This window comes from Sphingomonas sp. (genome assembly GCF_036388215.1).
Lineage (GTDB): Bacteria > Pseudomonadota > Alphaproteobacteria > Sphingomonadales > Sphingomonadaceae > Sphingomonas.
The window spans coordinates 46331-55250 of record NZ_DASVSH010000003.1 but is presented as its reverse complement, the minus strand read 5'-3'; the positions used below and the strand labels follow the sequence as shown (position 1 = coordinate 55250).

General features: G+C 56.8%; 8 protein-coding genes and 1 pseudogene. 3 read left to right on the top strand and 6 right to left on the bottom strand.

All coding sequences use genetic code 11. The annotated features are described in order from the left end of the window. From VF617_RS01395 to VF617_RS01380, 4 genes and pseudogenes are all read right to left on the bottom strand, one after another. Positions 1-1510, bottom strand: a pseudogene (locus tag VF617_RS01395) (hypothetical protein); the annotation flags it as partial. Positions 1511-2530: 1020 nt separating this feature from the next. Beyond that, on the bottom strand, positions 2531-3049 hold the full coding sequence (locus VF617_RS01390) for a hypothetical protein (RefSeq protein ID WP_331013067.1): 519 nt from the start codon (positions 3047-3049) through the stop codon (positions 2531-2533). Next, positions 3046-3387 carry a hypothetical protein gene (locus VF617_RS01385; protein ID WP_331013066.1) on the bottom strand — a complete coding sequence of 114 codons (342 nt, stop codon included), beginning with the start codon at positions 3385-3387 and terminating at the stop codon, positions 3046-3048. Before VF617_RS01385 ends, VF617_RS01390 begins: the two co-directional genes overlap by 4 nt. 89 nt (positions 3388-3476) lie before the next feature. Then, on the bottom strand, positions 3477-4838 hold the full coding sequence (locus tag VF617_RS01380; RefSeq protein WP_331013065.1) for a hypothetical protein: 1362 nt from the start codon (positions 4836-4838) through the stop codon (positions 3477-3479). A gap of 278 nt (positions 4839-5116) precedes the next feature. Between VF617_RS01380 and VF617_RS01375 the strand changes: the two genes are divergently transcribed. From VF617_RS01375 to VF617_RS01365, 3 genes are all read left to right on the top strand, one after another. After that, positions 5117-5959, top strand: a complete 843-nt coding sequence (locus VF617_RS01375) for a recombinase family protein (protein ID WP_331013064.1) — start codon at positions 5117-5119, stop codon at positions 5957-5959. Between the two features lie 23 nt (positions 5960-5982). Continuing rightward, positions 5983-6765 (top strand): hypothetical protein, encoded by a 783-nt coding sequence (locus VF617_RS01370; protein WP_331013063.1) that lies wholly within the window; start codon positions 5983-5985, stop codon positions 6763-6765. A 160-nt stretch (positions 6766-6925) separates the two neighbouring features. Further along, complete coding sequence (locus tag VF617_RS01365; RefSeq protein WP_331013062.1) at positions 6926-7786, top strand: M23 family metallopeptidase; 861 nt, start codon at positions 6926-6928, stop codon at positions 7784-7786. Between the two features lie 2 nt (positions 7787-7788). Here VF617_RS01365 and VF617_RS01360 read toward each other — a convergent pair whose 3' ends face one another. Together VF617_RS01360 and VF617_RS01355 are read right to left on the bottom strand one after the other, a co-directional pair. Beyond that, positions 7789-8340, bottom strand: a complete 552-nt coding sequence (locus VF617_RS01360; RefSeq protein WP_331013061.1) for a hypothetical protein — start codon at positions 8338-8340, stop codon at positions 7789-7791. A 240-nt stretch (positions 8341-8580) separates the two neighbouring features. After that, positions 8581-8766 carry a hypothetical protein gene (locus VF617_RS01355; RefSeq protein ID WP_331013060.1) on the bottom strand — a complete coding sequence of 62 codons (186 nt, stop codon included), beginning with the start codon at positions 8764-8766 and terminating at the stop codon, positions 8581-8583. Between the last annotated feature and the right edge of the window lie 154 nt (positions 8767-8920).

Sequence of the window (8920 nt, the reverse complement as noted above, 5' to 3'; positions counted from 1 at the left end):
AGTTTTTTACGTACGCGTATTTCTGCACATAGTCGTAGAGCTTGAGCGGGCGTGCCGCGCCCGAGCTGGGCGCGGGCTGCATCTCGCTTGTGATTCCACCCCAGCTATTATGCGCGTAGTCTGTCTGATTACCCTTGGCGTCTCTGGCCCAGATCGGCTTTGCGCAATTCTGCGGTGTGTTGGGGCTCGTCGAGCAATCGGTCGGATAGCTCGTCGAGGTTGTGATGTCCGCCAGGCTCGAGCCGGACTTAGCGATGAGCTTCTCCTGCGTGACCATGCGGCGCACGTTGCTATACTGCGCTTGATATTTGTTCCCTTCGGGAAGCGTGGCCTCAACAAGCGCTGCGCCATAATGAATACCGGTGCAGTCCGGCGTCGTCTCGGAATAATGGTATTGGGCGAAGCAGCCGCCAAGGAACCGGTATTCGGTAGTACGGTTGTTAGCGTCCGTGACCGAATAGGGGGATGACATCACAAAGCTGTATGTGCTGACCTTGTTGTTGGGGTCCGTCACGGTGGCCGTGAAGGTGGGCTCCAGGTCAACATACTGCTCGGGACTCCGCAGTGTGCTGCCATCGCCTGAGTACGAATAGCTCCAAACCGCGCCGTCGGCTAATGTCTGGGACACGACCTGCCATGGATAGGGGGTACCGGTGCTATAAGTGTTGGCGACTTTGCACGTGGTGTACCCAGGCGGCTTCACGCAAAAGCCGGCGGTTGGATATTCGTACGTGGTCACGCCGCTCAATCCATCGGTCACGCTGGTGAGCTTCGAGCTGGTATAGCCATAGGTGACGCTAAGGGTGGCACCGCTGCACGTGGAGGAGGACGAGACATAGGTGGCTGCCGTGTCGTAGCCGCAGGCTTTCGAAACTAGATTGCTGCCGTTATATTCGAATACGATGGCGGAGCCGGAGCTATCGATCACGACCTTGAGATAGTTTCCCGAATAGTAGAAATCCTGCCGCCGGCCGTTAGTGAACTGGATGTTAGCAACACGCTTCGATGACGAAGAGCCATTAGCCGACACGGATGTGCTAAACGTATAAACGTCTCCGTCCTTGTTCGTGTAGACATACGCTCCACTCGATAGGACGAGATCGCCTGCCATATTATCGTCGTTCGAGGGCAAAATTACCGTCCCGCCTTGATAAAAATTCGCTGCCGAACGCCCGATGTGCACGACCGGTCTTTTGTATGTTAAACACGATCCAGGGCTGCACTCTGTCCGGTTCGCTGCTGTCACGTAAATGTCGAAGTTATGGCTCGTCCGATATCCGAAGGCGGGATTATTCGGGTCTCGCTCTCCGCCCTGATGATAGCGTTCGAGCTTCAGGGCGCCGATCGCGAGGTCAACATCCGTTGACGTATAGGTGCCGTCGGAGAGATTCACTCCCGTTGGAGTCATCGTGTAGATCGCAGGCGGCACGATATCCTGAGCCGTCGCATGGCTACATAAGAGCGTGAGCGGGCTCGCACACGCTAACAGAAACAATCGATGGTTCTTCAAATTCGCCCCCTGATGTCTCGGATCGAAGCGGACAGATATCCGCAATCTAGATTTGTCCCGTTCGAAGGACTCAAGGTGACGGAGTGGGAGTCGGAGACGGCGTGGGGCACGTTGAGGGCGCCGATGTAGCCATGTCGTATCGCATTCGATTCCCGGCGCGATCAAAGCAGGTACCGGTCCGTTGCGTGTTGTTAGGACCACCGGTGATGGTGCTACCTGTCAGGCGACCCAGTTCGTCATAGGTGTACGTCACCGACTCGTTTCCAAGTTCGGAACCGGAGCTATTTGCGGCGGCGGCCACACACGCCAGCGTTACCGCTAGTAACGTCACCTCGCCAAACTTGCGCATGCGATAGTCCCCCGAATCGAAATTCTTCAGGACCGATTAAAGGGTTTGAAACCCTACATTGCAAGCGCAAGTTTGCACTTGGGCAAACTAAAATCTGTGTAAGAATTTATCTCCGCATTGCCTATTGGTCGGTGCAAGATAATTGAGCCCGAGGAGCACTTCTGTAGCGAACCTATAACGATAATTAGTCCGTTTGTTTGCGCTTACTTCCGGTAGGAAATCCAGCATCTCACGGCCACATCATGGAGCGCGCAATCTCAATCCCAATCTCCCTCTCAGAACATGCTGGCTCCGGCGCAATCGTCGCAGCGGTTCGATGGATCGAGAGCACGATGCTTGGGGCCACAGCCACCGGTGTCGCGTTGTCGCCGTTGCAGGCATCGGATACATGGTGATGGCAGGTCATCTGTCCTGCAAGCGCGGTATCATGGTGATCGCGGACAGCTTCATCCTATTTGGGGGTCTCCGCCTTGCACCATGATTGCTGGAGCGCGTAGTCGCCGTCTTTGAGAAGGTCTGATACGGAGCGCATTGCGTAACCGAGATACTCCTCGTCCATTACCGCTGCGCCGAAGCGGCCCTGCCAGAGGTGCACAGTCTGGCGATGGCGGGCGTTGATAAACCGGGTGTAATGGCGATGTGCCTCGGTAGATTGCGATTGTGGAAATGCCTTACCGCGCCAGATCATCGAACAGCCGGGATGCTCCCATCTGAAAATGGGTCAGCACCAGAGCGGCGGCGCAAAACATGGCCATCCGCCGATCCTCGCTTTGCCATGCCTTTCGTGGCTTCGGCATTCGGTAACCGAGCGCGTCGATTGTTCGCGCCACCGTTTCGGCGATTTCCTGACGGGTGCGTGCACCCGCGCTTGCGAAGCACGTCTTTACATCGCCGAGCGAATAGATCGCAATGTCGATGCCGCGGCTCGTGCACAGCGCAACGATGGCCTTGTACAAACGAAGGATCCGATCACTACGGTTGGCAACGCTCTTGGCCTCTTCGAGTAACAGCGTTTCCGGCGTGAAGCGCTCCAGCATCTTTTCAAGCTTGTGCAAGCAGATCGCGTTCTTGTCGCCGCGGGCGACGACGGTGCCCCAGTCATAGGGTGCGAATGGCCCCTCAAACGCGACATAGCCGAAGCCGCGCGAGGTGGCATGGAGCGCGAAGATTAGGGGGTTCTTCGCGATCATAGCTCGTCGGGTTGAGTGGTCGCGCGCTTGACCATGGCGCTGAGCGTCCGCAGTTTGCGCTGGGACTTCGCATCGGTTTTGTGCCGGAGCTTTTCATCAAGTTCCGCAGCGCGCGCCATGACTGCGGTTTCAATTTTTGCGTATAGCGCGGCGAACATATGACGTGGTTGCATGCCAAAGACGACCTGGAGCGCGAGCGCGGTTTCAAGTCGAGTTGTCTCGGCCAGCAATTCCATTTCGCTGAGCGTGGATTGCGAAAGGTCGAGAAGGTCGACCAGCTCGTCCTGGGTGAGGGCGGAACGGATACGATAGAACCGTATTAAATTTGGGTGCGGCATAAAGAGCTGGGTTAAGGTTTTCGGCCCAAGCGGCCGCTCCCTTCATCATCGCGTTAAGCGAGCGCTCGCAGGAGGCGGCACAATATCGGTCAGGCCGATATTTTTGCGCTTCGCGCAAGAAATCCCCGGCACCGCAATTTCGGCGTCATTATTGGCACATCGGCCGGCAATCCGTACCGCATCGCGAGACTGTCTATCTTCCCTCGTTCGCTTTGCGGGATCACGGACACACCGCGCGTCTTCGTCGTCTCGACCCCCAGCTTGCCGCGCACCATCCATCCCACGGCTTTTGCCGATAGCGGCAGCTCCCCACGTATCGCAGTCACGTCATTGTAAAGCACGGTGACATCGGCAAGCGTCAGATACGGAGTCGCTGCGTTTGCGAACATGCTGCTCAATATCCTGACCATCGTGGCCTCCGGTGAGGCGGCGCGTTTTGTTGACACACGCGCCTCGCTGGCCACGAGGTCGTCCGCGACGCTCCCGCGGATTCTCGGGTCGTCAATGAGCGACAGCAAGGCCAGCACAGTCTGGTTGGAACGTGGCGTGATGTCATCTATGAGGCGTGAGGGATTCGGCGCGACGGCGCTCCGAGCATAAAAACGCCATGCCAGCAGGCTGTTGCGAAGCGCCTGAGCCTCCGTCTTCATCGCGTCGGGCAGATGGATCGAAATATCCTTCCGCAACGTGCGGCCGCCGGTGTCGTGGGTGAGGAATCGGCTTTCCAGCGCATCGTCGGCAAAGCTCTCACGCATCGCAATGATCTTCGGGCCGAACACCTTGAAGGCTTGGGGATTCAGTTCCCGGTGGCGGTTCGTCATCGTTCGCAGCACCGGCAGCCCCTTCATCGTGCCGTTGTTTAGAATCTTGGTCAGATCGGCGGTCGCATCCGAGAAACGCAGATCGGCTTCGTCGAGAATCAGCGTGCCGCCAAAGGCATCGAGGAGGTGGAAGATCGGAGAGACGGTCGATGCCCCCGAGGCAAAGATCGGCTTGTATGAAATCGATCCGATGGCAAGCAGCGCTCGCGTCTTTCCCGATCCCGGCATGCCTTTGAACCTGAGGTAGCCCAGCTCGTTGAAGGCGTCATGCACCCACGTAAGCAGGACGTAGTGGGCGGCGATATCCTCGTACAGTTCCGGGAGATCGACATATCGATGGATATAGGATTTGATCTGCGCGAGGAGTTCTGGCTTTTCGAGAAGCGCGCCCACGTTTGACGGCAGCAGCACACATCCCGACGTCAGCAGATTGTTCCCGGGGGTGTACGGGACAAGCCGCTCACCAGTAGCCAGATCGACCTGGCTCTCGATTGCGACCGTTCCGTCGGGTGCGCGAACAGCGAGCGAGGTGGTTGCGGCGATGCTGTCATAGAGCAGTTCAATCAGCGTGCCGTCGGGGCACACGCGGGAAATCGTCGGCGTCGGGGCATCTGATTTATCGGGGGTCATATCCCCAGAATGAACGTGGGGGCCTTTTACCGGCAGGGGGCACACTATCGGTCCGGCGGATATTATGCCCACTGCCGATACGTCGGCAGACGATGGACACTGGGGATAACGCGATTCGCCTGAATCCGATTCACCGCGTAGGATTCACGTCGTTCCCCTCTTATGCTGCCCCCCTACCCCATCGACATCACAGGCGTTCCTAGTCGCTGCCAATTTGGCGAGCGATGCGGCGGTGTGTCGGAGGGACTTAGGGACGTAGGGGACGTATTTCGCCGGTTATGAAGTATTTTCTCTACTGCCGAAAATCGTCAGAATCCGAGGACCGTCAAGTGCTGTCGCTCGAATCCCAGCAGCAGGCAATGGAGCGCTCATTCGGATTGCGCGACGACATCCAGATCGTAGAGACCTTCGTGGAATCGCGGAGCGCAAAATCCCCTGGCCGACCGATTTTCGCTGAGATGCTCGCGCGCATCAAGAAGGGCGAAGCCGAAGGTATCGTGGCCTGGGCACCCGACCGTCTGGCGCGCAACTCGATCGACGGCGGACAGATCGTCTACCTGCTAGACTGCGGAGTGCTCCGCGATCTCAAATTCTCCACCTACACCTTCGAAAACAACTCGCAGGGCAAGTTCATGCTGTCGATCATGTTCGGCCAGTCGAAATACTATAGCGACGCTCTATCCGAGAACGTCAAACGCGGCAATCAGACCAAGCTCGAAAAAGGTTGGCGACCCAACCACGCGCCACTCGGCTATCTCAACTGCCCCGTCACGCGAACTATCCTGCCCGATCCTATCCATTTCTCCTTGGTGCGGCGGATATTCGAGCTCTTTTTAAGCGGTGCGTTTTCGCCGCGTCAGATCGCGACCATGGCGCGCGACGAATGGGGGTTCTTGACTCCGAGGAAGCGGCGGAGCGGCGGCAAGCCACTGGTGCTGGGCACGGTCTACAAGATGCTCGGGAATCGTTTTACAATGGGAGTATCCTTTGGAAAGGCGAGAGATATGTCGGTCAGCATCAACCAGTCGTCACCCGCGACGAGTTCGACCAGGTCCAGCGACTTCTGCGTCGTGAGGGCCGTGCGAGACCCTCACGCCATCACTTCGCGTTCACGGGCCTGATCCGCTGCGGGTCATGCGGCATGATGGTAACGGCCGAACAAAAGACCAATAAATACGGCTCCCGGTACGTCTATTATCATTGCTCCAGACAATCCCTGGGGCCAAAGTGCGTAGAGCCCGCTATCCAGCAGGGCGCTCTGGAGCAGCAGTTTGTTAGCTTCCTGTCCTCGCTCGTTATCGATCCTTGTATCGAGACATGGGCGCTCGAAACGCTTGCGAGCGAGGATGCTTCGAACCGGGAAACATTGGCGGCCCAGCAGCGGTCAGTTGCCGCGGCGATCGACGAAAACCTTGCGCAGCAGCGCGAGCTGACCGTGCTCCGTCTGCGCCGGATGCTGTCTGATACCGAGTTTGTCCTTGAAAAGAAGAGGCTCGAAACCGAGGGCACCACCCTCCGAAAAGCGCTCGCCCCGGCCGCCTTGGCAGATCGGTTCGAACTTTTGCGCGAAGTGATTTCGTTCAGCAGGTGTGCGGTGGATTGGTTTTTGCGCGGCGACAAAGCCGCTCAGCTCCTCATCGTCAAAACGGTCGGTTCGAACTTTTTTCTGAAGGGCAAAAAACTAAGCATCCAGGCCCTGAAACCATTCTCCGTAGACCCCTCTTTTGCCCTAATTCAACGTCGGTGCACTGTCGTAGAGGATGTTCGAACTTTTCGAACATCCGCGAGTCCTCGGGTTGATCGCCTTGTGAAGGACATATCGGAAAGTCTAAACGACCCTGATACCCTTGCCATGCTATCCAACATGAAAACTCTTCGCGATCGTTTTGAGCCGCAGCCATTGCCGCTTGGGGCAGCGGCTGCGTGATTAGCTGATAGACATGGAGGGTACGATCGGGCGCGCACGGAACGCCATGCTTGGTGTGCTCCACCACGACGCGCAGGTAACCTGAAGTGACGCAATTCACGTGGACGAAATTTCGCCAGCGTGATAAATGGAGAGCCAGATATCACCCAAGGAGCGTGCCATGAAGCCTCTTGTGCTCGCGTCAGCCTTCATGCTGCTACCTGCGGCGTCGGCACAGTATGTCAGCTCAGGACTGCTGGATTTCCCGCTAAAGCATAAGGATGTGGCAAAGATGAAGCCATATTCCGACAGAGCCTATACTCCCGCGTCGATAAACACTGTCTTAGATCACAACATGGGCGTGAACAGCAGCAACAACTATTACGACTATGGAACGTACGCCAAGGGTACGGCAAATGGGATAATCCAAGCGTTCAATGGTGAGAGCGTATCTGCATTCGATCCGAAGGAACCCAAAAAGCTACTGTCGAATGGAATTAAGGACGGAAACTGCATCAGAGGCTGGATCACTCTGAAGCTAGACAACAGCAGTAAGGGGATGACACGTGCGATAGCGGAATGTGGGGGTTATACGTCGTACGACGACCATCCCGGATATGATTACGAGGGAGCGGATGGTGTTCCGGTTTATGCAGCTGACACGGGTACGGTTCTAAATATAGAATATAATGGAAAGAAGAAGCAGCGCTGTATCATCCTCAATATGCCTGATTATTGCGACGACTGGGGCGCTGTTGGAATTCAACACAAGAGCGGATACATCACGCAGTATCTTCACATGAGGAACATCCAGGTCGCTGCGGGACAAGTCATCTCCCAGCCCGGAACTTTGATTGGCTATGTCAGCGGTAAGGCCCCATCTAAGTCATTAGGCCCCCATCTGCACTTTGAGGTTTTGATCAAATCTGGGAGCAAGTACTATTTTGTAGACCCATATGGTTGGACCGGCGGCAAGGGCATAAAGGACGAACTTACCGCCCGGTCAGGCGTAGGAGCAAAGCGGCTGTGGAGCGGGAAATGAGGTCAGTTTTGCGGGAGCGATAAAGCGCGCTCCCCGATTTTTCGAGGCAACGTACTGGGCAATGGGTCCCCATCTTCGTCATAGCCATCGATCCGGTCCATCTCCGTTGTGCTGAATACCGCGAGCGTGAGTTGCCGGTCGGTATGCGTGAGCCGGGGCGTCAAGAGCGATCTGCCTTGGCTATCATATGATTCGTAGCGGCTAAGTTGTGATCCTGGCAGCATCATGATTGTGGGGCTGTCCCGACGATAGTAGCGCACGTCGCCCGGACCCACGAAGACGACGAAATCTCCAACATCGACATCATAGGTTCCGGCTTCGACGCGATCGGCAACGCGTCTTAGGAGCAGGTCCACCAGGAAGCTCGAGGTGACGCCCCCGGGACCGGGGCGGGTGATGAGCACGTAACGCTCTCCAGACACTCGAATAGCACTTTCGCTCCAATAGAGCTCCCCCATCAGCTCTTCACTGTCGAGAATCATTCGTGCCGACATCAATGGATCAGTGGGATCCACGCCTTGAGTCAGCGTGGAGGTATTGGTGGATACGGGCACGTCACTCGGCACAATCTGGTTTGCAATTATTACCTCTCCATCACTCTGAGGTCCGCCAGAGGTGATAAAGAGCGACACGAGCGCTGCACCAAGGATTGCTAGCGCCGGGATCAGCCATGAACGATTCTGAGAGGACATTATGATGAGAATACCATTCTCGCGAACCTGTCGCCATCGGCGATGGGCTCAGCTCGCTGCCCCAGCTGACCACGCTTGGTTTGCGCTGCATGCTGTCCGATATCAGATTACTTCGGGATCGATTTGAGCCGGAGCCGTTGCACCATCTGGAAGAGGCCGCGTGACTAGCCGGTAAACATCGAGCACCCGGGTCGCGATCGGGCTCGCCTCTTCGCGCGAGAGGCGCTCGCCATAGACACGCTCGTAGCGGTCGATGAAATCGTCGAGACGGTCGTCCGGAAGGATCATGATGGCATCATTCTCGGACGCTCCGCATGAAGCGGCACGGCGTCATTTTACCGACCATGGAAATGAGCTCGGCCGGAACGGCATCGGCATGTTTGCCGGAATACGTCCCTAACGTCCCCCAAGTCCCCCGGCTCACGGCGAACCACCGGCCAGA

What these genes read in the sequence shown, in the direction of transcription:
- VF617_RS01365 (WP_331013062.1), top strand. Translation starts at nt 6,926, where the DNA reads ATGAAGCCTCTTGTGCTCGCGTCAGCCTTCATGCTGCTACCTGCGGCG.
- VF617_RS01355 (WP_331013060.1), bottom strand. Translation starts at nt 8,766, where the DNA reads ATGATCCTTCCGGACGACCGTCTCGACGATTTCATCGACCGCTACGAG.
- VF617_RS01385 (WP_331013066.1), bottom strand. Translation starts at nt 3,387, where the DNA reads ATGCCGCACCCAAATTTAATACGGTTCTATCGTATCCGTTCCGCCCTC.
- VF617_RS01380 (WP_331013065.1), bottom strand. Translation starts at nt 4,838, where the DNA reads ATGACCCCCGATAAATCAGATGCCCCGACGCCGACGATTTCCCGCGTG.
- VF617_RS01370 (WP_331013063.1), top strand. Translation starts at nt 5,983, where the DNA reads ATGGTAACGGCCGAACAAAAGACCAATAAATACGGCTCCCGGTACGTC.
- VF617_RS01390 (WP_331013067.1), bottom strand. Translation starts at nt 3,049, where the DNA reads ATGATCGCGAAGAACCCCCTAATCTTCGCGCTCCATGCCACCTCGCGC.
- VF617_RS01375 (WP_331013064.1), top strand. Translation starts at nt 5,117, where the DNA reads ATGAAGTATTTTCTCTACTGCCGAAAATCGTCAGAATCCGAGGACCGT.